At 58.4% G+C, this 26,846-nt stretch carries 24 protein-coding genes; 11 read left to right on the top strand and 13 right to left on the bottom strand.

Annotation, left to right across the window (positions count from 1 at the left end; translation table 11 throughout):
- The 8 genes from terL to KI792_09850 all read right to left on the bottom strand — a co-directional run bounded on the left by terL (position 1) and on the right by KI792_09850 (position 8,696).
- Complete coding sequence (terL, locus tag KI792_09885) at positions 1-1,485, bottom strand: phage terminase large subunit (protein ID MBV6633322.1); 1,485 nt, start codon at positions 1,483-1,485, stop codon at positions 1-3.
- 4 nt (positions 1,486-1,489) lie between these two features.
- Positions 1,490-1,873: a hypothetical protein gene (locus tag KI792_09880; GenBank protein ID MBV6633321.1), complete on the bottom strand. Its 384-nt coding sequence runs from the start codon at positions 1,871-1,873 to the stop codon at positions 1,490-1,492.
- A 78-nt stretch (positions 1,874-1,951) separates the two neighbouring features.
- Positions 1,952-4,003, bottom strand: coding sequence for a hypothetical protein (locus KI792_09875; GenBank protein MBV6633320.1), 2,052 nt, complete (start codon positions 4,001-4,003; stop codon positions 1,952-1,954).
- 33 nt (positions 4,004-4,036) lie between these two features.
- Positions 4,037-4,768: a hypothetical protein gene (locus tag KI792_09870; protein MBV6633319.1), complete on the bottom strand. Its 732-nt coding sequence runs from the start codon at positions 4,766-4,768 to the stop codon at positions 4,037-4,039.
- Positions 4,768-6,675, bottom strand: a complete 1,908-nt coding sequence (locus KI792_09865) for a hypothetical protein (protein MBV6633318.1) — start codon at positions 6,673-6,675, stop codon at positions 4,768-4,770. Before KI792_09865 ends, KI792_09870 begins: the two co-directional genes overlap by 1 nt.
- A complete protein-coding gene (locus KI792_09860; GenBank protein MBV6633317.1) occupies positions 6,672-7,241 on the bottom strand; it encodes a hypothetical protein in 570 nt (189 codons plus the stop codon). Before KI792_09860 ends, KI792_09865 begins: the two co-directional genes overlap by 4 nt.
- Positions 7,242-7,566: 325 nt before the next feature.
- Positions 7,567-7,809, bottom strand: a complete 243-nt coding sequence (locus KI792_09855) for a hypothetical protein (GenBank protein ID MBV6633316.1) — start codon at positions 7,807-7,809, stop codon at positions 7,567-7,569.
- Positions 7,810-7,862: 53 nt separating this feature from the next.
- Complete coding sequence (locus KI792_09850) at positions 7,863-8,696, bottom strand: hypothetical protein (GenBank protein MBV6633315.1); 834 nt, start codon at positions 8,694-8,696, stop codon at positions 7,863-7,865.
- 538 nt (positions 8,697-9,234) lie between these two features.
- Here KI792_09850 and KI792_09845 point away from each other — a divergent pair.
- Positions 9,235-10,134: an RNA polymerase factor sigma-32 gene (locus KI792_09845; GenBank protein ID MBV6633314.1), complete on the top strand. Its 900-nt coding sequence runs from the start codon at positions 9,235-9,237 to the stop codon at positions 10,132-10,134.
- Here KI792_09845 and KI792_09840 read toward each other — a convergent pair.
- Complete coding sequence (locus KI792_09840; protein MBV6633313.1) at positions 10,131-10,991, bottom strand: thermonuclease family protein; 861 nt, start codon at positions 10,989-10,991, stop codon at positions 10,131-10,133. The genes KI792_09845 and KI792_09840 overlap by 4 nt on opposite strands.
- Before the next feature lie 164 nt (positions 10,992-11,155).
- Between KI792_09840 and pip the strand changes: the two genes are divergently transcribed.
- The 3 genes from pip (at position 11,156) to KI792_09825 (ending at position 14,216) form a co-directional block, all read left to right on the top strand.
- Positions 11,156-12,151 carry a prolyl aminopeptidase gene (gene pip / locus KI792_09835; protein ID MBV6633312.1) on the top strand — a complete coding sequence of 332 codons (996 nt, stop codon included), beginning with the start codon at positions 11,156-11,158 and terminating at the stop codon, positions 12,149-12,151.
- A 173-nt stretch (positions 12,152-12,324) separates the two neighbouring features.
- On the top strand, positions 12,325-12,990 hold the full coding sequence (locus KI792_09830; GenBank protein ID MBV6633311.1) for an acyloxyacyl hydrolase: 666 nt from the start codon (positions 12,325-12,327) through the stop codon (positions 12,988-12,990).
- Between the two features lie 23 nt (positions 12,991-13,013).
- Positions 13,014-14,216: a phosphoglycerate kinase gene (locus tag KI792_09825; GenBank protein ID MBV6633310.1), complete on the top strand. Its 1,203-nt coding sequence runs from the start codon at positions 13,014-13,016 to the stop codon at positions 14,214-14,216.
- On the opposite strand, the gene KI792_09820 is transcribed toward KI792_09825, so the two are convergent.
- Positions 14,213-15,331, bottom strand: coding sequence for a DUF2336 domain-containing protein (locus KI792_09820; GenBank protein ID MBV6633309.1), 1,119 nt, complete (start codon positions 15,329-15,331; stop codon positions 14,213-14,215). The two genes, KI792_09825 and KI792_09820, sit on opposite strands and share 4 nt — an antisense overlap.
- Before the next feature lie 214 nt (positions 15,332-15,545).
- Here KI792_09820 and KI792_09815 point away from each other — a divergent pair, with 214 nt between their 5' ends.
- The 3 genes from KI792_09815 to KI792_09805 all read left to right on the top strand — a co-directional run bounded on the left by KI792_09815 (position 15,546) and on the right by KI792_09805 (position 17,861).
- Positions 15,546-16,823: a PQQ-dependent sugar dehydrogenase gene (locus KI792_09815; GenBank protein ID MBV6633308.1), complete on the top strand. Its 1,278-nt coding sequence runs from the start codon at positions 15,546-15,548 to the stop codon at positions 16,821-16,823.
- A 111-nt stretch (positions 16,824-16,934) separates the two neighbouring features.
- Positions 16,935-17,258: a hypothetical protein gene (locus KI792_09810; GenBank protein ID MBV6633307.1), complete on the top strand. Its 324-nt coding sequence runs from the start codon at positions 16,935-16,937 to the stop codon at positions 17,256-17,258.
- Positions 17,259-17,324: 66 nt separating this feature from the next.
- On the top strand, positions 17,325-17,861 hold the full coding sequence (locus tag KI792_09805; protein ID MBV6633306.1) for an NUDIX hydrolase: 537 nt from the start codon (positions 17,325-17,327) through the stop codon (positions 17,859-17,861).
- 15 nt (positions 17,862-17,876) lie between these two features.
- On the opposite strand, the gene KI792_09800 is transcribed toward KI792_09805, so the two are convergent.
- Positions 17,877-18,479, bottom strand: coding sequence for a hypothetical protein (locus KI792_09800; GenBank protein MBV6633305.1), 603 nt, complete (start codon positions 18,477-18,479; stop codon positions 17,877-17,879).
- Positions 18,480-20,225: 1,746 nt separating this feature from the next.
- Between KI792_09800 and KI792_09795 the strand changes: the two genes are divergently transcribed.
- From KI792_09795 to KI792_09780, 4 genes are all read left to right on the top strand, one after another.
- The gene (locus KI792_09795; GenBank protein MBV6633304.1) at positions 20,226-20,435 is read left to right on the top strand and encodes a hypothetical protein; all 210 of its coding nucleotides are present in this window, start codon (positions 20,226-20,228) and stop codon (positions 20,433-20,435) included.
- Positions 20,436-20,453: 18 nt separating this feature from the next.
- The gene (locus tag KI792_09790; GenBank protein ID MBV6633303.1) at positions 20,454-22,124 is read left to right on the top strand and encodes a sulfatase-like hydrolase/transferase; all 1,671 of its coding nucleotides are present in this window, start codon (positions 20,454-20,456) and stop codon (positions 22,122-22,124) included.
- A 133-nt stretch (positions 22,125-22,257) separates the two neighbouring features.
- Complete coding sequence (locus KI792_09785; protein MBV6633302.1) at positions 22,258-24,726, top strand: DNA translocase FtsK 4TM domain-containing protein; 2,469 nt, start codon at positions 22,258-22,260, stop codon at positions 24,724-24,726.
- On the top strand, positions 24,723-25,703 hold the full coding sequence (locus KI792_09780; GenBank protein ID MBV6633301.1) for an endonuclease/exonuclease/phosphatase family protein: 981 nt from the start codon (positions 24,723-24,725) through the stop codon (positions 25,701-25,703). Before KI792_09785 ends, KI792_09780 begins: the two co-directional genes overlap by 4 nt.
- A gap of 7 nt (positions 25,704-25,710) precedes the next feature.
- Here KI792_09780 and KI792_09775 read toward each other — a convergent pair whose 3' ends face one another.
- Together KI792_09775 and KI792_09770 are read right to left on the bottom strand one after the other, a co-directional pair.
- A complete protein-coding gene (locus tag KI792_09775) occupies positions 25,711-26,559 on the bottom strand; it encodes a hypothetical protein (protein ID MBV6633300.1) in 849 nt (282 codons plus the stop codon).
- Between the two features lie 6 nt (positions 26,560-26,565).
- Complete coding sequence (locus tag KI792_09770) at positions 26,566-26,838, bottom strand: hypothetical protein (GenBank protein ID MBV6633299.1); 273 nt, start codon at positions 26,836-26,838, stop codon at positions 26,566-26,568.
- Positions 26,839-26,846: the final 8 nt, after the last annotated feature.

Genomic DNA, 26,846 nt, shown 5'->3' with positions numbered 1-26,846 from the left:
TCAGCCGGTGGGAAAGCCGCGCCAGGCTGGGCGTGGACGTTCCGGTTGTGCCGGTCGCAATGGGCGGGTGAAGCGGACGGGCTCCGCCGACAAACAACCGGCGACAGCATCCAGCCCATCATCCCGGGCGGGGCCGCCAATGCCTGGCCGCCAATCATTCAACTCAGTGATCAGGGGCGTCGACCAAACACTCTCATGCGCCGACAGGGCACCGGCGGCGAGCACGGCATCGAATGCCTCCAAGATGCGTGTGTCTTTGGGCAAGCGGCTGCTTACCTCCACCACGGAGGCTTCAATCCCACGCTGTCGCAGCACCTGCCGCAACAGGCCGGGTAGGAAGCGACCGATGCCATTAATCTCCAGATGCACCGCGGGCAGGTAATGGGCAGAGAGGAAGTCGGCCACCTGTCGGCATTGCTGGGTCGCCTCATCGGTTTCATCCCGTGCGACGATGGTCAGGTAGCTAATCCGGTGCAGCCAGTAATGCCCCTCACTATCCGTGAAGACGCAGGCAATCACGCTGCGGTCGCGCTTTGCTCGCTTGGTAAGCAGATCATCACTTGCCGCCTGACCAAAGGCCGGGTCCCACCAACAGGCAGCAGAGATTAAACGCCGCTCCCCCAGCATTAGGACCGGGCGGCCATGGGCCTCACGGTAGTCCAGCTCCTCTGCGTATCGCCTCAATTGCTTGGCCTCTAGACGGCCAGCCTCGGTCGTCACTGGCTGCAACATCATCTGTGCGGCAAAGCGAATGGGACCGGCCTTTCGCTTCAGCCGCTCAATCTCCTCAGTTGGAAATCGCTCGGGCCAAGTGCTGTTGCCATCTTGATCCTGGATCGGCTTCACCAGCTTCTTAAAGCTGGCGAGGAAGCCGCTATTCCCCTGCCAGTCATAGAGCGTGTCGCGATGATGGGGTGTGCCGAGGTAAAGCTGGGTGCCGCCGGGGGTTAGGACAAAATCAATCTCGGCCAGGCGCTCGCGTAGTCGTTCTCGCAGTTCAGCCGTTGCCGCCGTGTTTGGCACCTCAACATCGTCACAGATGACAAGGTCGGCACGGCTGCCGGTGATGTTCGCCTCAATTCCCCGTGCCATAACGGACGGGTCTCGCAATTCCTTATCGCGCCGGATCGTGAAGCGGTCATTTGCCCATTGATCCTTTGCCCCCTCAGGCATCAGATCACCGGTGAGCGGGTGCCGCTCAATCACCCGGCGGATATTGCGGACAAGCTTACCCGCCAACGCTTCATCCGCCGACAAAACCAGAATGCGAAGATTGGGGTCGAGGGCTAAACGCCAAGCGCAGTAGAGGCCGGTTAGGGTCGACTTGCCACAACCCCGAAACGCCATGATCAACAGCCGTTGATCACCGGCGATAAGCCGTTCGTCCAACCACCGCGCAATATCGCGATGCACCGCCGGGGTCTTCAGCGCCTGGGTTTCATTCCAGGTGGCGATGAACAGGTCGAGCGGGAGGTGATCACCCATCGCCCTACCCCTGATCATCGGCAGCACCTCCGCTAATAACCGGTTCGGTTGCGGCGGGGCTATCATGGTCGAGCAGTACAAGCGTGGCCTGTGCCTTCTCAATCAGGCTGGAAAGGGTGTCGTTGTCACTTGTATCGGCGAGGCGGTCGCTCTGGCTTTGGTCTTCATGGGCAATGAACCGGCCAAGCTTCAACAGGGCCTCAAGGTGGGAAATGGCTGACTTTAGGCCAGCATGGTGGGCGGCGTAGCTCTTGGCATCGCCACCGCTGGCGGCGTCATCATCATGGTTATTGGCAAAATCTGTGTATGAGGCGAGCGCGCGATGGATTGCTTCAGGGATTGCATCAAGCAACTCACGTCGGGCGGCCACCATGAACTCATTTGGCATAATGACTGTCTCGTAATGGCAATTCTCATTTGGATCGAAATCCGATTGTTGTTTTTCGTTTCTTGGGTGCTGGTCTTGTTAGGTGTGCAGGTTAATCACCTGCCACCCGGCACCGTTGGACATGACGGTTAATGCATGCCCCTTCCCGGTCAGGTTGATCACCTGATTGTCCGGGCCACCGCCGCCCTCTTTTGTGACGGTCAGGCTGTTGGATGAATTGTCGTTTCGCTTAATGGTCACCAGCCGCCCAACAGCATGGGAGGCGGCCGGGTCTGGCAGGCGCACTTCCAAGGCACCAGAGAAGGCATCAACCAGGTAAAGACGCCGGGTCATGTCCGGGACGAACAGCCCTGGCGTGTTGTAGAAATCCGCATTCTCGGCCATGCGGTTATGGGCCGTAAGCCACCAATTGGCGCCGTTCGACACCATGGTGGCGTAGTCATAGCGGGCACCAAGGCGGATTGATTGACCATCAGGCCCAGGGCCACCCAACTCACTAATTACGATATGGTTGGGGGATGCATCGGTCTTCTTAACCGTGATCACCGCGCCATTGGCATCGACCGCGGCGGGTAGGCGCGCCGTCACCTCACCATTGAACGAGCTGACCAGGTAGAGGGAGCTCGATAGATCCACATCGAAAGTGGCCGCACCAGTAAACTCCCGAAACTCCGTATCGAAACGTAAGAGCTCGGTGGTCAGATCGGTAATCCGGGTCTTACCCATGCGGTTCTTGTCAGGGAAACCAGCATTGTAGGCCGTGCATTCACCGCCGCTATTATCCTCAATCGCAGCGCCGTTGCTGACCGAGAGCAGATTAACAATCGATGTCTCAATCGACCCAGCATCCAGCACGATGTTGGAGAGGCCACCTGATGCCTCGGTATAACAATTGACGAAGAGGTTCTTATCCGTGTCCGGACCAACCCGAATGCAGGCCTCTGCCTCCGGCCCCAGATTAACCTCAAAATCGGTAAAGCTGTTGTTGAATCGACCAGCCTCAACATAGAGGCCGACACCGGTAGAGCCCGCCGCTAGCGTATAGACGCGGCATTGAACAAAGCGGTTGGCATTCGGCGTATCACCGGCCCCGCTACGGATTAGGTGTATACCGTGGCGGGCATGACGAACCACCAACACCCGGGCGAAGTTGTTCCAATAACAGGGCTTGTTCGGATCGGTGTAGCCATCCAGGACAACACCATCCGTCGCCTCCCAAATCGTGACATCACGCACGGCGTTTTGGACGCAGGGCGCAATGCGACCGTGGAGGCGAACACCGGTGGCACCACCCTCAAGTTTCAGATCGGCAACGGTCGCGTAACCGGCTGGCAGCTCAATCAGGTCGAAGCTGTTCGTGGTCGACTTCATCACCGTTGCTTGACCATCCCCGATAAGCGACTGCCCCTCATTCACCGTGATGGTTGAACTGATGATGTAGGTGCCCGTCGGGATCAAAACCGATTGGTGACTAGCTAGGGCCGACTGAATGGCCAGGGTGTCATCGGTGACCCCATCTCCCTTCGCCCCAAAATCTTTAACCGAGATTGCATCTTGCAACTTATTGGTCAGATCACGCGGCACTGCCCCGGTTCCAGGCACGGTGATCGTGCCACCAGCGGCACCGCCGCTGACACTGTCCGCCGTCTCAATGCCGAAGACTGTTGGATCGCCATTGCTATCAAAGCCCAGCAGCATACCGGCCCTGGCATCACGACCGGGCAGCTGTGCCGAGGCCGGTTGATCGGTGGAGGCATAGCTCAACGAACGGCGGTTATCGCTATCCACCTGTTGGATACTGGCGGTTAGATAGTCCAGCTCGTTATTCAGCGTTTCGGCGGCGAAATCCCCGCCCTCTTGGAAGTCGGTGATCCGCTCCAAGGCAAGTCGCCGCTCTAGCGTAACCAGGGTGCCGCCCGCCGGGGCGGTATCGAAGTTGATCGTGCCGCCGGTGCTTTCACCCGCCCCGAAGATTGTGAAGCCACTGGTCTGCGGCGCCCCATTCATCGCAACGAACAAATCCTCTGACGCGAAGATCGCAAAGGGGTAGGTGAAGCTGGTCTGCACGCCGTCAGCCGCATATTGGATGCGCGGCGCGATCCCGCTCAGCTTGATGTGGCTGTCGGACATGGTGTCTTCCGCAATGTTTGATGGATGCTGGCGCTAGCCAACAAGGGTCAGAAGCTGGAACCGCTGCGCCTCGGCAAGGCGGGTGCGTTCCAGAAGGTTCTGTTGCCGCAGATTGGCGAGGTCTTGGGTCAAGGCCTGCTCGCGCAGCGCATCGCTGCGGCGGCGGCTATCACCCTCGGCCTCACTCTCATTAATCAGGCCGAGCAATACGGCCTCACCGGACCCGCTGGTGGTTTCGATCCCACGGGCGCCGAGGCTGGCCCGCTGCCGAGCAACAGCGCGGCGAAGACCGGACCGGCGGGCCTCTTCCGCTGTCGCCTGATCACTTTGGATCTCGGTCTGCTGTTGCGCCAGATTGGCTTGCGCTTGGGCGAAATTGAGATCTTGTTCCGCGATTAGTCCGGCCAGCTGGTTCTGTTGATCCAGTGCTAACCGGTTGCGTTCAAACTCGGCGAGGCGTTGATCATAGGCCCGCTGTTCCAACTCATATTGCTGCTGCTGAACCGCGAAGTCGTATTGCTGTTGCTGAAGGGCTTGCTGCTGCGCCAGCTCTTGTTGGCGGTACTGTTCTTCCAAGGCGCGGCGTTGCAGTTCCCATTCGCGTTCTTGCAGCGCTCGCTCATAATCCAGCTGCGCTTGCTGCTGCGCCTGCTGTTGCTGCGCCAGGATGAAATTGTTCTCTTGCTGCTGGGTGCGGACGTCTTGGTACAGGCCGACACCGGTGGTCACCAGCTCAATGGGTGACGAGGGAATGAGAGAGCCCATCAGTTATTCACCTTCAGTTCGAGGGAGACGGAAAGCAGGGTGAATGGCAGTGGCACCGACTGCTCAATCCGCCATGGTGTGGTCGATAGATCCTTGCGCCAGCCATGGGCGCGCACGCGGATATCGCCAGAGGTGGGCGGCGGCGGTTGACCCAGCACGGCGCCCTCCTCCAACTCACGCAGCGGGATTTCCCGCAAGCCCTGGCCCAGATCGACGCGCAAGCTCTGGCTGTCTTGCAGGCGGAAGGTTGCCTCAACGACCCGGTAGGCACGGCCCGCACCGGCATTGGAGATGGCGCTAACAGGCAGCGGCTCAACGATATGGGTGTATGGCAGCCCCACCTCGATTGAGAGGGCGGGCGGATCGATGGTAATCTGGCCACCGGTCACGGTCTGTGAGGCATGGACCACCCCATCGGCGAGGATGGTCACCTCCTTACCTTCGAGGTGGGTTAGGCCACTCCAGGTTGCCCGTGGGTTGCTGTCGGTTCCGGTCAGGGCCGCATCGGTGGCGGCATCATCATCGAAGAGTTCAATGGCATAGGCACCATCCCGCTCAGTCAGCAGAAACACATCATCGCCCGCAACCGCAACCGCAACCGACAGGACATTGCCCGCCGTCTGTTGGCGGGTCCAGGCCGCCACCTGCTCAGACCGGTAAAGGGTCAGCGCGGCGAGGGAACCATCAGACATGCAGCAGAACAGCAAACGCCGCCGTTGATCGAAGGCCAGCGAGACGGGACTGTTAATCAGATGTCGGGAGACCAGGGCCAGATCATTCGACTGATAGGCCTGCTCCAGATCCGTGAACAGAAACTCCCTAATCTCTTGCCCGGTGCGGGCGGCAAACAGCGTGGCGCCATCCACATCGACGGGGGAGACCCAACGCTCACTAGCGCTGCCCACCCTGGTTTGGCGCCGGATCTGAAGCGTCGCCGGGGTTAAGGGATCACCGGTCACCATCCATTCACCACCCGAGGTAAAGACCTGTAAGTGACGACCGGAGAAGACGGCCCGGATGGCGTTCACCTGATCTGACAGGATGGCGAATTCAATCGCCTCATCATCCAGGCCCTCGCCTAGATCGAAGTTCCAAATGTCACCACTCTTCGAAAGCCACAGCCGGTTGGGCAGTGACTTGGCACCGCCGATAACCAAACGGTCCTGGTGGAAAACCACCGCAACCGGCCAACCGCGTGCGTCTGAGAACGCAGCCTCTGACCAGCTTGTGGTGGCCGAGGTACCAGTGAGGGTTTGCTTCACCTCCGCCGCCGCAGTGGTCGGGCTCGAGACGGCGGTGATCACCACCTGCTTGCCACCAACCCGGAACCGCGCACCCTCATGATCCGGGGTGAAATGATCGGCTGAGGCGGTCAGCGTAATGCTGCCGCTGGTGGCGCTGGGTGTTAGCGTCACATCGGGGGCGGCGTAGCGATAGAACGGCTCACGACTGGCGCCGTCATCTTCCTCGACGAACGGCCAGTCCTCGAGCGACCAATCGGTATCGCCATTGCGCAAGATCAGCTTGGGCGGCAAATCAGGATGGGAGACGAGCAGCGTGTCCGCACTCTGGGTCCAGGCGATCTGATCCAGCTGCGCCAGGGTCCAATCAGTGTCGAAAGCCGCCCGTTCAACCCCATCACGGAACACCGTTGCCCGCCGGTCGGTGAAGACCAGCAGGTAAGTCTGTTCGGTATTGAACTCGAACGGGACCAACCGTCCAGCGCCCGCCACCTGTGCCAGGTGGTAGAGACCTGCGCGGCGGGTCACGCCGCCGGTTGGGTGGATGAACAAATTGGTGAGGTTACTGGCACCATTCTCATAGGCGCGCAGATCACCCCGGCCAAGCAGCTCTGGGCTGACCTCACCGGCGGTGAAGTTGGTCTTGGTTTGGGTTAGCCGGGTCATCGCCGCGCCTCGATCAGGCTGAAATCTTCAAAGCGCTGCGGCGTGTCTTGCTGCGCATCGATGGATTTGGCGCGACGGAACTCATCCTCGGCCAGGCGGAACATTAGGTCGGCTCGGCTTGAGCTTTCTGTGATGGGGATACAAAGCTCTGCCGCCAGCCGAGCGATCAGCGCTTGATCGAAGAAGGGCGGGATCGCCGCCTCATCAGCGCGGAAGATGTAGGTAAGGGTCAGCTCTTCGGCATCGCTATGCAGCTGCTGACCGGTGATGCGGTAGCGCAAGCCACGGCCACGACCGCCCTGCCCCGCACTCAACGCCCGCAGGAAATCGGCGGGTAGCTGGAAGGCATGGGCGAAGTCGGCGGATGGCTCCTCCACCAACAGGCCTAATGATGTTTGCGCAGTGGCAAAGCTCCATGGATGGGCCGAGAGCAGGGCATCGCGGGCGGTACCATAGAGTGAGCCGGTCAGCGCCGCCTCACTGGAGCCATCATCGAAGCCATTGATCGAGGCAGCGCCCAACCGGTTCAGCGCACGGCTAGCAATATCGACGGCGGATAGGGCCATGGATGTGGTCTCCTAAAAGGGGTGTTGGCACGGGGTAGAAGAGAAGGGCGCGGCCATGGTCAGGCCGGCATCCGGCATCAACGCTGATCGCCAGTCAAAGGCCAGCAACAGACAGCCCAGGTCGGTATGGGAGGCAGGGCCCCCAGGCGTGTCTGGGTAAAACAGCGGATGCAAGTGCTAGGGATGCGAGGCAGGAAACGACCATCGCCGCGCCCGGTTACCCGCGCCAAATCAGCTCTGAAGTCAACCTCTCCGGCCGGGGGTCGGGACGGGGAACCACCGGGGAGGTGTGACAGCTGAAATGGGCGGGTAAGGGTTTGTCGGCTTACGCCAACAGATCGGTCACCATGACATCACCGGCGGTGATGCTTGCGACACCGTAGAAGCTGGTGGCCGGGGTGCCGTCAGTATCGGTATTTGCGATAATGACGTCACCGGCGCGCAGCATGTGGGACGCACCGTTGAAGTAGTCATTGGTGGTCACATCGGCGTCGATGGTGGTGTAGTGCCAAAGCGTAAAGCCATTGGAATAGGCCAGCACGCCGAGATCGGTGGCTTCTAGTGCCATCGGTCAATCTCCTTCAATTCAAGTCTTGATGGTTTCACGTCGTGGCTGGCGGCTTAGTCGCCGTCAGGGGTCTCATCACAGCGCAGGGTGACGACACCATCGCCATCAATGATGACGGCACCTTGGCTCATCATATTGTTGACGAAGTGGGCAGCCCGATCGCCATGCCAGGTGATATCGGTTTCCACATCCGCACCCGACGCATGGCCGATCGCGGTCTTGTGGTACCAGTGGCAAAGGCGGACATCATCGGTGCCAATGGTGAGGCCCGAATGCGGGATCCACATGGTGCCGAGCCAATTCTTCGCCTGGGTCACCTGGAACGGCAGTTCCTCGGCCCCAACGTAATCGGCGCTGGCGAACTCTTTAATGGCGAGCAGCTCGGTCCACTGTTTCCAGCCAATGACCGCGTAACGCTGGCCATCATCTGGCACATCCTTCTCACCCAGCATTTCAAAGGCGGTAAGCACCTTCTCTAAGGTAAGGCCAGTGGTGTCATCACCAGCGAAGTTGGTGGATTTATCGAGCTCTTGGATAATCAATTCATCAGTCTTGCGACCGAGGGCATAGGCACCGGCATTCGCGATCACCTGACGCTCGTCGATATTGGTCTTCAGCTCATCGAGCTTATCGATCCAGTCACCAGCGTAGTAATCCTCGAGATAGGCTGTCTCATTGTCATGGACTAGATCCATAACCGGGACTTGGCCGTTCCGGGCCTTGGTTGAGGCAACGCCCTTACCGACCTTCTGAAAGACGGTGGAGGCACCCTTTACCTCATTCTTGCTACGTACCGTGGGGCGGAGTTTTGAGCCCATCCGCTGATAAGCGGCATGGACTTCGCGTTCGAACTGACGGATGAACGCCTGATCAATGGTTGTGGCCATAGGTTTAAGACCTCATTCCTAGATAAGAAAAAGGCGCCGCACAGCATTGAAACCGTGAAGGCGCCACCGGTGATGAGGATTGGTCCCGTGGTTGTCGGTCATGGCAGAGAACATGGCGGGGCCACCAAACCAGATCGGCCAACCTTTGCCCCAATTAAAAACGAGAACAGCATGACGGTTGCCGGCCAAACTGCTTGGCGGGCCATCATGGCAACGTCCCACTAAAATGGGCCGTCTTAATCTCGAATTGGGAGGTTGGGGGATATCGAGCCTTGCTGCGACAGGACGCAGCTATGGCGTTGATGGGGTAAGTATTAGGAATATTTACCTGTTACGTCAAGCAAGAAATTCAAAAGAAATTTCGACACCAGTCGTCACTTGGCCAAACAGCAAGAAATAGAAAAATGTAAGCGATCGATAATTTATTTGATCCAGATGTACACCACCGCCGTATCGCTCATAACCGCCTAATCCGACGATTGCTCGAAACCGGATGATCAGGACCGACAATCGCCCGAGCATTAAGGAGCGCGCCGCTATGGCTTACATCGATGATCCTGAGACCCAACGTGCCAACCTGGCCTATATCAAGGCCTCCATGAATGAGCCGCTGCTCAGTCGTGAACACGAACAGGATCTGGCCAAACGCTGGCGGGATAATCGCGATGAAGATGCACTGCATGAGCTGGTGCGTTCATACACCCGCCTTGTGGTCGCGACCGCATCCAAGTTCCGTAATTATGGCCTGCCCCTTGGTGATCTGATCCAAGAAGGCAATGTTGGCTTGATGCAAGCAGCAGAGCGGTTTGAGCCTGCGCGTGAAGTTCGCTTCTCAACCTATGCCAGCTGGTGGATCCGCTCAGCGATGCAAGACTATGTGCTGCGCAACTGGTCGATTGTTCGGACCGGTACAACCGCCGCACAAAAATCCCTGTTCTTCAACCTGCGCCGCCTGCGCTCGAAGATCGAGAAGACCCTGGCCATCGACGGCCTGACCGATGAGGGCCGCGAGATGATCGCGGATGAATTGAACGTCAATCTGAAGGATGTTCGGGATATGGAGCAGCGCCTTTCAGGCTCTGACCAATCCTTGAACGCACCGGTTGGCGAGAGTGGCGACGATCAGTGGCAGGATTTCCTGTCTGATGAACGCTCGAGCCCGGAAAGCGTGGTGATCGGCCTGCGCGATGCAGAAACCCGGTCCCAATGGCTAGCGGAAGCTTTGGCCCACCTGTCTGAACGTGAGCAGAAGATCATCCGCAAGCGTCGTCTGGTCGATGATGGCGCCACGCTTGAACAGCTGGGTGCCGAACTCGGCGTCAGTAAAGAGCGGGTTCGTCAGCTTGAGCATCGCGCGATGCTGAAAATTCGTGCGGCGATTGAGCGGAACGTCTCAACCCACACCGACTTGCTGTTGGAAGCGGGCGCTGGCGCCTAAGCCAAAAACTCAATCTGCTCTGGATGGCTGACATCAATGGCGGGGCCATTGTGCAGGTAAAGCCAGCCGCGCACCCGGATCCGACTGCCAGCCAGATTGGGCAGATAGGCAAACTCTTTCGGGAAACGACGGATCGTGTCGAGGCGTAAGACAGCCGTGAAATCCTCACGGTAGTCTTCACCGAAGTTGATGTACCAGCGGCTCGAGGCCCTGGTGCTTTGGGTCACAACACCCTCAACCAGCTGGAAGTAGTTAAACGGCCCAATCCGGTGCGCACCTGAGTCTCGGATCGCATAAAAATCGAGAGCCCAGATACCAATCTGCTCGATCCGCGCTGCCTGTTCCAAAGCCATCATCTCAGACACGAAGCTTCGGTTATCGGGGAAGCTGTAAACCCGCGCATGACCTTCACGAAGCATCCAACCCTGAACCCATAAGCCATCATCACGCACGAGATGCGCCAGGCCACGGCCATGTCGATCCTGGCTAGCGCCAGCATAGCCAAACCGAACGGTCTGATTGATCAGCAGCTTCTCCAAAGCCTCGCGCGCTTCCTCGCCAAGGGGCCAGGCGCGAAAGCCCGGACGCCCCAGCGGTATCTTCGGCGCCTGAATGCCAACCAGCCGGATTTCTTGTCCCGTGCTTAGGAACACGGTGTCGCCATCGACAACCTCTACCACCTCGGCTTGACCCGCGATCTGTAGTCCTTCCGGCGGGGCAATATGAAGACCAGCGGCCTGGGCCATGCTTGTCCGACCAATCCCCGCAGCGGCCATCACCCCACCCCAGGCGAGCCCCTGCTTCAGCAGATTCCGGCGCTGATTATTGAAAAACAGCGGTTTATCGGTGGTTGGCATGACTTTTCCCATGGAAAACCTTTGGCATGGATGCCCGGCCCGTTAGCTTAAATGGACTAGGCCGATTAACGAGCGGGCACGCTCAACACTAGATAAGCCGCCGGGGCGGTTGGCCTCAAGAGACCTGGCGACAAACCGGTACCAACATGAAGGCCGGTACCAACATGACAGATGGGCCCCTGGCTTTGCCGCGCGACCGCATAAAACACGATCTGTTCCCCCCGATCGAGCCCTTTGAAACTGGGTTCTTAGAGATTGAGGGTGAGACGGTTACCCATCGTTTGTATTGGGAACAGTCGGGCAACCCGGATGGCGCGCCCGTGATCTTCCTCCACGGTGGCCCGGGTGCTGGCGCCTCACCCAATCACCGCCGCTTTTTCGATCCTGAGCATTACCGCATCATCATCATGGACCAGCGCGGCGCTGGACGATCCCGCCCCCTGGGTGAGCTGCGTGAGAATGATCCAGACCACCTCATCAGCGACCTAGAGGCCGTGCGTAAGCATCTGGGTATCAATCGCTGGCATGTGTTTGGCGGCTCCTGGGGTTCAACCCTTGCGCTGATCTATGCCCAGGCCCACCCGGATCAGGTGGTCAGCCTCGTCCTGCGCGGCATTTTCCTGATGACCCGGCCAGAGATTGATTGGTTTCTCTATGGCATGCAGGCCATTTTCCCGGACCATTGGTCAGACTTTGCCAGCTTCATCCCTGAGGATGAGCGGGATAACCTGCTAGATGCCTATTACAAGCGACTGACCGATACCAACCGCGATGTGTGGTTGCCTGCTGCACGGTCTTGGAGCCGTTATGAGAGCGTGTGCTCAACCCTACTGCCCACCGATGATGGCGCTGTCAGTCTGATTGATGAGACCCATGCCCTCGGCTTGTCACGGATCGAGGCGCATTTCTTCAGGCATCACCTGTTCAAGCCAGAGCGTCGGATCCTCGAAGATATCGACCGCATTCGGCATATCCCGACCCATATCATCCAAGGTCGCTATGACATTGTCTGCCCACCGAGCGCCGCTTTTGAACTTCACCGCCATTGGCCTGAGGCCTCGTTCCTGATCGTGCCCGATGCTGGCCACTCCGCGATGGAGCCGGGCATTCGAGCAGCGCTGGTCGCGGGAACACAGGCATTTAAGAATATTGAGATTTAGTGTCCCTAAGCCGCCCTGACGGCTTCACAGCCAGGCAGACTGGCTGTATGAACACCTGCGTTATTTCGATTTCGTCCGTTTCTGCCTGCCAAGTTTATGCGTATGGCGAGGCGTGGTTTGTTGATCGGCAAGGCAACAGGCCAGCACCCGCGGTGATTTAAGGGACTCGTACTGTGACCATTCGATTTAAGACGCTTAACGGCCGTGCCCGCGTTCTTGGCACCATTGTTGCTGTTGCTGGCCTTATGAGCCTACCCGGCATCGCATCGGCGGAAGAGCCGATTGGCACCCCAATCCCAACTCAAGTTGCAGATGGTCACACCGCGGAAAGCGGCTGGGTGAACCATCGCAGTGACGCCGTCGATCACCTAGTTTTTGGCCTGTCTGATGGCAACTCTGAAACCTTCAGCATCGCCGCCCGCGATGATGATGAGGGGGCCCTGTTGTTCACCATCGAATGGCGCCCGGGCGTTCGTTACCTGTCTTATGAGAATGGCGAGGATTTCACCTTCGGTATCGCGCCATTCCTTGGCGGTTATGCCGGTACGGATGAGAGCCTCTACGGCTACGCCGGTTTCGGTCTTGAGTTTGTGATCGAAGACAACTTCGTGATCATGCCGAACACGGCCATTGGCGCCTATCACCGAGGTGAAGGCCGCCGCTTAGGCAGCACGCTAGAATTCCGCTCCGGTCTTGAGCTGGCCTATCGCTGGGATAATGACATCCAGCTGGGCCTTGCCTACCACCACCTCTCCAATGCCGATATCGGGGACAACAACCCCGGCACAGAGCATTTGAGCGTGTTCCTGAACATCCCGCTGGATGGCTCAATCTTTTAAAACAATAAGACGGCACCCAACCCATGCCCGACTTCAAGACCCTTGATGACCTGCTGAATGATGATGTCAGCGGTAAAACCGTCCTCGTGCGCGGCGATCTAAACGTGCCAATGCAAGACGGCCTGATCACCGATACGACACGGCTTGAGCGCCTGGCACCAACCCTGACCCGGCTTAGTGAGGCCGGTGCCAAGGTCGTGGTCCTGTCCCATTTCGGTCGTCCAAAGGGGGCGGCGGATTTGAAATTCAGCCTGCGCCCCGTGGCCAAAGGTTTGGCCGAATGGGTTGGCGGTGATGTGGCTTTTGGCCCGGATTGTGTTGGTCCCGATGCTGAGAACGCGATTGCTGATCTGCCTGCCGGTGGCATCCTGGTTCTTGAAAATCTGCGCTTCTACCCTGGCGAAACCGACAATGATGACGGCTTTGCTGACCGGTTGGCCGCCCTTGGCGATATCTACGTTAATGACGCCTTCTCCGCCGCGCACCGCGCGCACGCGTCAACCACCGCCTTGGCGAAGCGCTTGCCCGCATATGCAGGCCTGTTGATGGCCGCTGAGCTATCGGCACTTGGCCAGGCGCTGGAACAGCCAGAGCGCCCCGTGGTCGCCCTGGTTGGCGGTGCCAAGGTCTCCACTAAGCTCGACCTGCTGCAGAACCTGGTGACCAAGGTGGATGTCCTGGTTCTAGGTGGCGGTATGGCTAATACCTTCATCGCGGCAGAGGGCGGCTCTATCGGTAAGTCACTGTTTGAACCAGATAAGCTGGACGCCGCCCGCGCTGTCCAGACGGCTGCCGACCAGGCTGGCTGCCGCATCCTACTGCCACGCGATGGGGTGATCGCCGCCGCCTTGGCGCCCGATCAAGAAACCGCCGTGGTGCCAAGTGACCAGGTGCCAGAGGGCCAGATGATCCTAGATATCGGCCCAGACAGCATCGCGGATATTGATGCGGCACTGCGCGCGGCGAAAACCGTGGTGTGGAACGGCCCGATGGGTGCATTCGAAACGGTACCGTTTGATCAGGCCACCGTTGCCGTTGGCAAAACGGTCGCCGAGCTCACCAATTCTGGCGCGATTCTGAGCGTTGCGGGTGGAGGTGACACCGTTGCCGCCCTCGCCCATGCTGGGATAGAGGATGACATCTCCTACGTCTCCGCCGCTGGCGGTGCGTTCTTGGAGTGGCTTGAGGGTAAAGAGCTACCAGGCGTTGCTGCCCTCGCCGCCTAACGGCCTTCCGCCGTTTCAACGACCGGGTTTGACCCACCCATGAGGAAGTGTGGCTCCTGCTGCCATTGCGACAGGATATGCCGCGCCGTCTCTGGCTTCAGCTGCTCGTAATACTCAAGGGCGTGGGCCAGTTCACGGGGGTTGGCGAGGTTTGCCCCCTTACCCGAGGCACGGGTCAGCATCAGGATCGTCGAGAAGCTGTCGCGGTCGATATTGCTAGCCTTACTCGCCACCGCCATATGCCGCGCATTCTCAGCATCCAGCATCGCCGTTACGGCACTGTGGCTGAGGCCCGTCAGCTGCATGAACAGGGCGGTGAAGGCGGTCAGATTGTAGTTCCGCAAGGTCATAATCAGATGGCCCGGCGAGAGCTTACCGCTGGTGGAGAGGCGATCGGCCAACCCCTCCATATCAATCTCTTTGGGGCCGCCATGGCGCTTCATTATCTCGTTAAACGACTGTTCAAGCGCGCGGTCTAAGATCTCATCCGGGATCTCAAAGCGCCGGTGGATATGGGTCTTAAGCTCGCTTGATACCCACCAGTAAAGATCAAGGGCGAGATCGGCTGGCACCTCCTGCCGCTGCACCAGCGGTCGGCGCAATACCGGCTCATCCTTTGCTAACTCGCCAGCGCGGCTTAACAAATCCTCATCCAGCGCGATCTGTGGGTTGTAAAGCAGGCTCGCAACCGCATCGGCATCGCCGGTGTCGACCAAGGCGGTGGCAATGGAGCGGGTCACATCAGGGCGGCGGGCAATGATCTTGCGGTGACCGGTTGATCGGTGATCGATCACATAGATCAAATCCTGATCGGTCAGCCGTTTGCTAAGCGACAAGATCGGCCGGGCAACATCAATTTTATCGTGGGCGAGCGCCACAACGAGGCGACGCGGTGCCAGTGAGTTGGCGGCGATCTGACCAGACAAAACCTGGCGCTCTGGTAAATCAACCTGATCCAACAGGGAAACCAAGATATCGGCCACCAACTCCCGCTCACCATCATTCAGGGTCTTATTGAGCAGGGCAGAACATGTCTGCAGCATCTGCGCGCGCCCTTCGGGCGTGCGGTCATTTGCCAATTCGTGGAGGGTTTGGACTTCGCCTAAGGATTTCATCAAAACTCAATCAGAAGCAGTCGTGGTGACAGGCTATTTGGACTGGCGTGAACCAACCGCCTGAAACCAAGTTAATCATCATTGGGCGCTGCTTTGCGTGCGTGCTATCACGCTGCCTCGAGCCCCCCATCATCCTGCCGCCACCATAGCGTGAAGCAGGCCATTGCGGAAGGCCTACACCGAACACCCTGCCCTGCGCCTAGCTGAGACACCCATGCCAACGCTTTTTCCCCACCATCTCAAAGCCTTGGCGACATTGTTCGTGATCCTTAGCTTTGCCGGCCATGCTAAGGCCGATGATGTTCAGTCGCGGCAGGTGCCTGGCGCCTTCCATGAGGTGAAGCCAAGCAACCTGCCGGCACCAACAGCCAGCCCATTCATAAACAACCCACCGCTGAAGATTGAGCGGCCGTTGCGGGCAACGCTTGCAGTACCGGAGGGGTTTGAGGCGACCTTGTTCGCCCAGGGGCTAGATAACCCGCGCAATCTGGCGGTCAGCCCCTCAGGTGATGTGTATGTGGCCGATAGCCGGACCGGCAGGATCCTTGCTTTGCGCGACAGTGATCGCAACGGCCGCGCTGATCGTCAGGCCGTCATCGCCAGCGGTCTCGCACGGCCCCATGGCCTGACCTTCCAGGGCAACAATCTCTATATTGCCGACACCCATGCCGTGTGGCGCATCCCCTTCGTTAACGGCTCCCCCCGCAGTGCCCGGCCAGAGAGAATTACCGAACGCGGTGCGTTGGGCCCGGCCGATGGGCATTGGTCCCGCAACATCATCTTTCAACCCGATGGGGAGCGGTTCTTTGTCAGCATTGGCTCACGTACCAATGTGGAAGAAGACCCAACGCCCCGTGGCACAATCCAGGTTTTCAACGCCGACGGTACCAATCAGCAAAGCTTTGCCAGCGGCCTACGCAACCCGGTTGGCATGGCGATCTATCCAGGCAGTGACAGCCTGTTCACCGTGGTCCAGGAACGAACCGGCCTCGGTGATGGTCTAGTGCCTGACTTCCTCACCGAGGTTGTTGAGGATGGCTTTTACGGCTGGCCATACGCCTATATCGGCACCAACCCGCAACCCGGCTTGGCAGATACGCGACCGGATAAGGTGGCCAGCAGCCTGACCCCCGACCTGTTGTTTGCAACCCAATCCTCGCCCACGGGTCTGACCTTCTACACCGGCACACAGTTCCCAGTTCGCTATCGCGGTGGGGCGTTTGTCACCTTACGTGGATCATCAGCAAAGACAGAGCCAACCGGCTACAAGGTGGTTTTTGTGCCGTTTAACCGCGGAACGCCAAGCGGTGGGTATGAAACATTCATCAGTGGCTGGTGGCAGTTAGGGCCCCAGGCCCTACCCCGATCCGGGCGGTTTCAAGCCCGTATTTGGGGGCGCCCAACCGGGATCGCTGAGACGCCAGATGGCAGCCTGCTGATCGCCGATGACACGGGCGGTGATATCTGGCTAATCCGCTATATTGGGGGCTAATGGCCCCAGCGATCAAAACCGTTAATAGCACCGTGATTACAAGCGATTAGCAATTAGCCCCGACAATCGCTATATTAGGGGTAGTCCAGACAGCGAAGGCAGTCATTTCCGATGGTCGTACAACCATCACAAACGCAGGTTACGCCGGGCACAACAAATGTGCCGGGTAACAACACGACCTCCCGGCCGAGCGAGTATCGCGCCGATGGTCTTGGGCTGACGGGTGCCACCGCACCGGTTGAGCGCCTGCTAGATATCGCCGTTGGCGAAGTCCGCAATGATGACCGCCCACAGGCCCGCGCCCGCCGCGATCAGGCCGAAACGCTGGAGCGTCCAGAGCGGTTTTTCCAAGCCGATGACGAGCAGGTGATTGAAGCACTGATCGCCGAGGACCGCTTTGTCCCGCGTGGCACCTTCGTTAACGTCGTCATCTAACTTTCCACATCTTTGAGTGATCACCCCGGCTGGCAGTCAGCGCGGAATGGTTTAGCTTGTCTTGTCATGAGTGAGAGCAACCAGACACTGCGCGGCCCGGTTAACCGGCGTGTACCCGAGGGCGATGATCGCGAACGGCTTGTTTGCGATGATTGCGGCTTCATCAATTACGAGAACCCAAAGATCGTTGTTGGGTCCGTCGCAACCTGGGGGGAGCAAATCCTCCTGTGTAAGCGTGCGATTGAGCCACGGCTTGGCTTTTGGACCCTTCCCGCCGGTTATATGGAATTGGGTGAAAACCCCGCTGAGGGCGCCCGTCGGGAAGCCTGGGAAGAAGCCCGCGCCAGGCTCACCATCCGCGACCTACTTGCCGTCTATTCGATTGAACGGATCAGTCAGGTACAGCTGATCTATCGTGCCACCCTAGACACCCCAGAGATTGATGTCGGGCCGGAAAGCCAGGAAGTTAGGCTTTTCGACTGGGCAGATATTCCGTGGAAGGACCTTGCCTTCCCGACGGTGCATTGGGCCCTAACCCACCATCGCGCAGCACTGGGCCAGGACACGATTGCGCCCGCTGGCAACCTGCCAAGCGGCGTTTAAGCTAGACTGATTGGTTTAGCCAGGCAGGCGTGCGGGCAAAGCCTGCCGCACCAAACTATCGGCCGAAACCTGTCCGAAACATGGGTTCAGTTCCCGAATGGTGCTGATGATGTCGGGGGTCCAATCACTGCCGATGCGGGAGGCGAGCTCCAAATCCACCTCATCGATCACGCACCAGAAAACCGCATCTAGCCAGGCGGTCAGCGCGATAAGGTCACCACCGCAAACCTGGTCATGCAGATACCAAAGGCGGTTTGCCGTCACCCGGTCCTGCAACAGGCGCAGATAGGGAACAGCATGCAGGTCATCAACACCCGTAATGGCATGCAGATTGGTTGCCAGATCGGCGGCGATACGGCCCGCCCCCTCATCACCCATGGCCAGTTTATGGATGGCGGCGGCAATGGTCTCATCGCCATCAATCGCATAGCCATGGCGGGTGGCCGCCATAAAGTCGTGGGGGTTATGGAGCGAGCGGTTGAGATCAGCCGACCAGCGTCGCGCCATATGGTGGTTGCGACTGGTCAGACTGCCATTTTGGTTGCCGCCAAAAGGTGGACAGTCCGTTGCCTGAAGCCGCCGATGCGCGGCCAGGTCGATAATCGTGGCAGATGCCATGGTCCCGTAACCTCATCTGTACACAACAAACGGTAGCAGGAATCCACGGTCGATTCAGCGCTAAGCGGATTAACCTTCCCATTGACAGGGCCGGATACAGCAAGATTCAACACGCTGCGGCGCAGCAATTTTGGCCTAGGCTCGCCGCTCCACGTGGCTAAATTCAGTCGCGCTCTGCGATGAACAGGGTGCGCCCTGTGGCCGACACCTTCTCACTGCCCACAATGCGGCCGCGGCGCTCCAAACATCCGCGCACCGTCTCTTCAGCGTAGTCAGAGAAGACATCCTTACGGTTCAGCAAAAGCTGCTTCACCATCGGATCATCCTTGGGCANCCATTCCACAATCAGACGTGGCGCCAGATCGAACAGGTAATCAATGACCTGGGCCAGTGGGACATTACCGCTGATGGCCAGATGGTGGATTAGTGCCAGGGCCAAAACACAATCTGGATTTGCGCGGCCGCGCAGGCCCATCCGCTCCGCCTGGTTCCAGCCGAGGTCGGGGCTAGGGTTCAGCAGATCCTGCTGCAGAACCAAGACATTCTTCTCAGCCGCAGCCTCATTTGCTGCGAGCGCACCTTCCAGGGCCCCGAAATCCTGCTCAAAACCCACGACGTAGTCTGCGCCCGCCTCAATCGACAGGCGGCTAAACTCGGCGGCATTGCAGCCCAAATCATAAACCAAGCCCGGCTGCCATTTGCCGACCCATTCGCGGACGACCTGGGATTTCGCAGAAACCTCGGCATCGCTATAGGTTCGGGTGGCCTCATAATCACGCCATACCGAGACGACATCCGGCGCTGGCAATGCCTCAATCCACGCAACAAGCTGCTTCAGGATGAACTCAAAACCGGTCTTAGGCAGCTTGCCCTTAATGGCCTTTTGCTGCCCAGGGGCCGTGCGGTCGTATCGCCGCTCAAGCCGTGCCGGCAGGGAAATATAGTTGAGATAGCGAAGCGAGATCTTCCGCCACCAGGGGGTTAACCTGGCAACCAAATCGGTGGGCACACCCTTAAAACGACCGCGATAGAGGGCGTTTGGTGGCATCTGACCGTTCGACCAAAGCAGAAGCGGCGCCAAAAACTGGTCCGTGAACTGCTGCTGCCCTAACCAGAAATCACCCTCATTGTAGATCTCAAACGACAGTGTATCGATGAAGACCGGGCGCCCACCTTCAAACTGGATATTGAAGGCCGTGGCGTCGCTTAAGGTAACGCCGGCATCTAAGGCCGCCAGATGAACCTTCAAATGGTGAAGTGCGGCGGCTTTCAGTTGCGAGAAGCCCCACTCATAAGGGTAGCTGATGTAGCGCAAGCGCGGATGGGCCAGCAGGCGATCACCATCTTGCAGTTCGCCCGCCTTAACGGCACTATCGACGATGTCTTGGTCGGCAGGCTGATGGGAAACAAGCCAGCCCTTTTCATGCAACTTATCGAACAAGCCTGTAGCGGCAACTTGGTCAAATTCCTCGACCTTGCCTGCCCGGATTACCCTTAAGATCTGACCGTCAGCACCTTGGATAAGGTGGCCGGCCGGGTCGCGGAATGATCCTGCGATACGCTCGATACTTGTCATGGTAAGCTCTTATGGGCTTAAGGGTAACGTCACCGCCGGGTTGTCCCCGTGAATGGGTGACGATGATAGGGAATTAAGAAGCCATGGGATGGATGGGGCAAAATCGACAAAACGGCAAGTCCACGCCGACGACGCGGGCAAAATTGGCATGGGCCGATTACAGCCGTGTCCTGGCTTTGGCGCTGGTCTACAGCGCGGTTGCGGGACCTGCCTACGCTTATATTGATCCCGGTACCGGCACCCTACTGTTACAGCTACTGATCGCCGCCATCGCAACCGGCCTCGCGACGGTTAAGCTTTGGTACTACAAGGTTGTCAGCCTTTTCCGTCCGACCCCGCCTGAGGCGGAGAGTGAAGAAGCCAAATCTGAAGACAGCTGATAAGCGCGGCTGAACCAGATGACCTCCGATACCGATGCAGCAACTGAGGCTGATGGCCCAGCAAATGCGAATGCCGAAAAGCCGCATGTGAGCGGGCTCGCATGGCTGTCGCTTTTAATTGCGGCAGCTATCGTGACCAGCCATTTCCTGCAGTATGCGCAGCAGAATGTTTTCTATTTCCAACTAAAGGAACTCGGCCGCTTCGCCATGTTCATGGGCGCCGTAGCCGTGCCGATATGGTTAATCATCGGCTGGCGGCTTGGGTTAATCGCTGCGGGCAATAGTGCGCTCGCTGCGGCTGCCTTTTGGGTTATTAGCCCTTATCTAGACGGCACGTTTCGAACGGTAAGCTCAACCCTGTCACTGGGGGTTAACGCGGCCCTCTTAATGATGTCAGCGTTCACCCTGCTGATCTGGTTGGTGGCCATCTGCTTCAACCGCAAGACCCTGCCCAAGGGCGGCCTGATAGCGCTCGGCATTTTCACACTGGTATTCAGTGCCCAAAATTTGGGGGCCTTTAGCGTTATCGCCGAGGCAAACATCGATCTGAGCGATACTGTTGGGCCTGAGGTCGTTTCACCGAATGCGATATCGGTGAACCCAAGCGAACTGCCCCATGTGGTCTATATCGTACCTGACCGCTATGCCAGTCCTCGGACACTGCGAAAGCGCTACGACCTGGACATTAGCGAGTTTGCCGACAGACTACGCGACCGGGGGTTTCACGTCTGGGATCATCAGTCGGCGAATTACACAGCAACGTTTCAATCAGTCGCTGCTGTCATGAACATGACCTATCTGACTGAAGCGGCGGAGCGCATGGGTACGCGTGGGCAGAGCTTTGCCCCAACACTGCGGTTGATGGCCGATCACCGAAGCTTTCGAGCACTGAAGGCGAGTGGCTACCGGTCACTTCACATGGCCAGTTGGTGGGATGGAAATCGCCTAAACCCCCATGCGGATGAGGTGGTCAGCCCATATAGCCTGTCCGGAGAGTTTCTCTGGCGATACCTTTTCCGCTCACCCATCGCGATGTTCGCCCCCTTTCTTATTGAGTCCAGCGCTCCGGCAGTTTGTGCGCTCTATCGAGAGCAAGCAGAAGCAGCAATGACCAAAGCCACCGCAGATGAACCACACTTCATTTACTGGCACCTATTCTCCGTTCACGACCCTTACGTTTATGGTGCCGACGGTAGCTGTCGTGAGTATCCCTCGGCGCCTGGCGTAGATTGGGAGGAACGCAAGCGGGTCTATGCCGAACAGATCGAACCAACAAACCAGATGTTGGTGGAGGTGTTTGACCACTTCCAAGGGCAGAGTGATCGTCCATTCATTTTTGTCATTCAGTCTGATGAAGGCCCGTATCCCCATGGCATGCTGGTAAATCGCAAGAGTTACAGCCACTGGCATGCCGAAGCATCGGATACTCAGCTTAAGTTCTCGATCTTCAATGCCATGTATCTTCCCTCTGGTGACTACCCCGACGCGGGGCAGCAGACCTCCCCCATCAATAACATGCGCTATGTTTTGAACGAGGCTTTGGGGCTGGATTTACCGTTCATGGAACATCGGCATTACAGCTTTGACAACGGATACAAGTACCCATTCGAGTTCCAGAGAATTGATGACCGCCTCACCCAGATTGACCCGCTGACAGCAGTAACTCCAGACTCAAGCGCAACGGAGTAGCCGCGCCGCCGCATCACTGCCTGGGAAACTGAGGCGTGAGGCAATCAGCATGGAAAAACTACTCAAGACCGATGGTATCCTTGGCGTCTAACTCTTGTAGAGATTACGCGACGTAACCAGGGTTTCCGCCACCATGGTCCAATTCTCCATCCGCAACCGCCTCGCTGTCAGTGAGCCTGGCCTCCCCCTGCTGCCACCGACCGTGACGGCGGCGTTGCGAAAGCTTGGTGAGCGCCTGCTGGGCGTTGCCGTGGTATTGGCTGGCGTTGTCTTGGCCGTCGCCCTCGCCAGCTACGATCCCAATGACCCATCCTGGAATACGGCTGTAACCACACCAACGGACAGTGCGGTTGCTTATGCCAACTGGTTGGGGGCCAGCGGCGCAACAATCACCGATATGTTGCTGCAATGGGCTGGCAGCGTTGCCAGCTGGCTGATCTCGCTCTTCATTATTATGCGCGGGCTTCAAATGGTTGGCCGGTTCAAGCAGGTGACCTGGCGGTCATCCCTGATCCTGCTACCCGTAGTCCTTGTCATCACCGCTATCGCCTTTGGCACCGCCTTGATGCAGGTGCAGGGCAATCTGCCTTTTGAAACCATCCGGATTGGTGCCGTCTGGCAGCTGATGGCAGAGACCGGCAATCCGATTATCACCACCCAGCTGGGCGCCAGCATTGCCTTCTTCATCGCCATCGCCCTCGTAACCGTGGGTTTGATCGCCTATGCGGTGTTGGCCGGGTTCCGCCGCGAACAGGCTGCGGCCACTGGACGTTTCGTTGGTCGAGTGGCCAAGGGCGGACTGAACCGCATAGCAGCCCGACGCCAACGCCTGGCGGAAGACCGGGAGGTTGAAGAAGCCGAGGCTGATGAAGCGAGCGTTGAGACTGAGGCTGAAGAGGTTGAGGCGAAGGAGGAGACCAAGGGTCCACGCCTGAAACTACCCGGCAAGAAGCCAGCCACCATTGAGATCGATGAGGAAGAGGCACCGCGCCGCGCCGCCAAGGCTGAGCAAACGGCACAGCCAAGTCTTGGCCTCGCCAGCACGGCGAAGACCAGTAAGGTCGAGGATTATGAGGCGCCATCGCTCTCGCTCCTCTACGCCCCAACCGCCGCCGAACTGGCCGACCAACCGACCGAGGATGGCCTGCAAGCCAATGCCGGCCTGCTTGAGGGTGTGCTGTCCGATTTCGGGGTGAAAGGTGAAATCCAGAAGGTGCGACCAGGCCCGGTCGTCACGCTTTATGAGCTTGAACCGGCACCTGGCACTAAGTCACAGCGTGTGATCGGCATCGCCGACGACATCGCCCGCTCCATGTCCGCCATCTCTGCCCGGGTTGCCGTGGTTGCGGGGAAGAACGCCATCGGTATTGAGCTGCCGAATGAGACGCGCCAGACGGTCTGGCTGCATGAGGTACTGGCCGACCGCACCTACACCAGCACGAGATGCAAGCTACCCCTTGCCCTCGGCAAGGATATTGGCGGGGAGCCGGTGATCGCTGACCTTGCCCGCATGCCACACCTGTTGGTGGCTGGTACCACCGGCTCCGGTAAGTCGGTGGCGGTGAACACCATGATCCTGTCCCTGCTCTACCGCCTAAGCCCTGAGCAGTGCCGTTTCATCATGATCGATCCGAAGATGCTGGAACTCTCGGTCTATGCCGATATCCCGCATCTACTCTGCCCGGTTGTAACCGAGCCGAAGAAGGCCGTTGTCGCCCTGAAATGGGTGGTGCGTGAGATGGAGGATCGCTACCGCGCGATGTCCAAACTCTCAGTGCGGAACATCGATGGCTACAACCAACGGATCGTGGAAGCCCGTAAGAAAGGCGAGGTGTTGAGCCGTAAGGTTCAAACCGGCTTTGACCCCGATACCGGCAAGCCGATCATTGAAGATGAGCCGATTGAGCTGGTGGAGCTGCCCTATATCGTCGTTATCGTCGATGAATTCGCCGACCTCATGCTGGTCGCGGGTAAGGAAATTGAGGCCGCCATCCAGCGCCTGGCACAGATGGCCCGGGCCGCCGGCATCCACCTCATCATGGCCACCCAGCGCCCATCGGTGGATGTGATCACCGGTACGATTAAGGCGAACTTCCCGACCCGTATTTCCTTCGCTGTCACCTCCAAGATCGACAGCCGAACCATCCTGGGTGAGCAGGGCGCAGAACAGCTGCTGGGTATGGGCGACATGCTGTATATGGCCGCTGGCGGACGCATCAACCGGGTCCATGGCCCGTTTGTGAAGGACGAGGAAGTCGAAGGCATCGTCAAACACCTCCGCAGCCTGTCACCGCCCGACTATATCGATGCGGTCACGGATGATACCGGCTTTGAGGATAGTGAGATGCTGCAAGCCGCCATCGGTGAGGGCGGTGGCGGTGAGCCGGGCGAGAGTGGTGATGAGCTGTTCGATAAAGCCGTCGACCTGGTCGCCCGGGAGCGTAAAGCCTCCACCAGCTTCATCCAGCGCCACCTCCAGATCGGCTACAACCGTGCTGCGCGTATCATCGAAGAGATGGAAAAGCAGGGCATGGTCTCAGCCGCCAACCATGTCGGCAAGCGCGAGGTGCTACTGCCAGACCGGCGGAGTGAAGAGGTTTGACGGTAAAGGGGTCATACCGCCCCTTCATTCAGAAGCTCGCGCAACTCTCCTTAGCAATATTGCTGCTGCCCAGCCTGCTGGCACTGGGTGAAGCGCAATTCTGGCTCCTTGAGTTAGCAGCCCATTTCCGGCTTCAGGCCGTTCTGGCTGCCATCGTACTGGCGCTTATCTTTGGCCCGTTAAAGGCATGGCGATCACTCGTGGTCGCACTCTGCTTAATCACCCTGAATGGGTGGTTTGTGGGCCATGCCCATATGACCTCACAGCCCCTCGCAGAACCACAAGCTGATGCCCAGACGCTGCGAGTTTTACAGTTCAACATGAACCTGTTTCATCCGGACCCGGATGGTCTGGCCACGTCACTGCTTGAAACAGATGCCGACTTAATCGTCCTACAAGAACTATCGCCGGACGCCGCCACTAGGATTAGTGCAGCGCTCGCCGACGACTATCAGCATCAGCTGACACTGCCTCAAACCAACGCGTTTGGAATGGGCGTGTTTAGCCGTTTTGAGATTACTGAGCTGCAGCGGTTAAGCGCAACCAGTCTTGATGCGGTAAGTGTCCGGCTCTCGATCAATACAGCGAGGCATGGAGATATCTCCCTCGCCGCCATCCATCCGCCACCACCCATTACTCGACAGCTGGCAGCACTTCGCAATGAAGAGATTGGGCTCGCTGCTGATTGGCTAGCAGGCCGCGACGGGCCGAAGCTGTTGATGGGTGACCTAAACCTAACCCCCTACTCAATCTGGTTCAGAGAGTTGGTTCGGCAAAGCGGGTTGCAACCCGTTCAGAAATTGCTGCCGTTCAGCAATGTGACTTGGCCAGATCGCATGATCCACTGGCTATTCAGTATCCCGATTGACCACGTCATGATCTCAGAAGATCTCGAATTCGTGTCATGGCGGGCTGAGTATGGGCACGGCTCAGACCACGCGATGATCGTGGCTGACCTCCAACTGGCAACGCCCTGAAAGGGGATCAACGCCCACCCAGTTTCGGGAGGCGGGAATCTGGCTCGGGTGGTTTATCCGGCGCGATGCTGGCCTCTGCGGCCCGTTTGGCACGCCAGCCATCGAGGTCAACGACAATCCCGTCGCCGGGGCCGTTGTAGTCAACGCCATCCAAGCCGCGATCGGCCGCCTCAAGTTGCTTGCCCCGTTCAATGCCGTGATCCGCAGCGAGCCCCAGTTCGAGATTTTTTGCGACCTTCCGGGATAGCTCAAAGGTTTTAGGCAATTCCTCGGCCAGGTCGGTTCCCTTTACACCGCCCGTCTCCTTGCCGCTACCAATCGCCGAGCCCATAAGCTCTGCGAACCGTTCTTTCTTGTGATACCGGCTATCACCGATGAAGTCGCCAAACGCCTTTTTCAGCCCCTCGGCATCAGGATGGTCGGCCATATCCTGTTGGTACGCTTTATCAAATGCTTCGCTTAATGACAGCCGATCACCGAGATGGTCGATGACATGGCCCACCTCATGCCGGACAACACCGCCCGGATTTGGCGCTTCCCGCCGCTGACCGGTCCTCTGACTGACGACCATTTCTTGAAGCAGAACAGACTTTGTGGGGCTGAAATCTGAATTCGCCCCAACCGTAACACCGCGCACAAATTCCCACTCTTGAACCCTGACGCCGACATCGGTCATTCGGGTGCCGGGGAACATCTCCTTATAATCGTCGGTGATGTATGGGAACTGGCCTGCCGCCTTAAACTCCCATCCGTCATTGGCCATGGCTTGCCGGATCTTGGGATGGATGGCGGCAAACGCGGAATTTACCTTGCCGGTGTATTTCTCAGTCGCGGATTGGTCGAACTCAACAGCCATCGGCGATCAGCGCCGCATGGGTGAAAGGACAGTGCGGGCATCTGGAGTTCGCCGGCCAGCGAAGACCATCGAGATACTAGCGGACCGCCGCTCTTCATCGATGGATAAGACACCACGCCGGGCCTCCTTCAACTGATCGAAGGATACGCCGTAATAATCCTCGCCGGGCTTAACAACCTCAACGTCATGGCGGCCGGAAAGTGCCTCATCCGGTGGCTCACTATAAAGGCTGACCTCAACCTGGTCTTCGCCAGTATCGTAGCGAAATGGTGCTTCCATTAATGCTC

The organism is Alphaproteobacteria bacterium SS10 (genome assembly GCA_019192455.1).
In the GTDB taxonomy this organism is placed as follows: domain Bacteria; phylum Pseudomonadota; class Alphaproteobacteria; order TMED2; family TMED2; genus TMED2.
The sequence above is the reverse complement of the archived record's forward strand: the minus strand, read 5'-3'. Positions and strand labels throughout refer to the sequence as shown.